The sequence below is a fragment of the Bradyrhizobium sp. Kon58 genome, assembly GCF_055807455.1.
Genome location: NZ_JBVVOT010000367.1, coordinates 1 through 287, shown reverse-complemented (window position 1 = coordinate 287; position 287 = coordinate 1). Strand labels below are relative to the sequence as shown.

Genomic DNA, 287 nt, shown 5'->3' with positions numbered 1-287 from the left:
TGGGCGTAGACCTTATCCAGGCAGATCAGGTAATCGTCCACCGCACGCTCCACCGGCGTGTCGAAATTCTTGCCGATATTGATACCGAGGATGCCCTTGTACTTCGCCGCCTCAACCCGCGAAAGCAGATGGTCCACCCCCAGGTTGTTAAAGCCCATGCGATTGATGATCGCCTCGGCGTCCGGCAGGCGGAAGATCCGGGGCTTGGGGTTGCCCGGTTGCGGCCGAGGGGTCACGGTGCCGATTTCGACGAAACCGAAACCCAACTGTGCAAACCCGTCGATGGC

General features: G+C 60.3%; 1 pseudogene. It reads right to left on the bottom strand.

From position 1 onward, the window contains the following. Nucleotides 1-287: pseudogene (locus AC0L20_RS40805) on the bottom strand (quinone-dependent dihydroorotate dehydrogenase); the annotation flags it as partial.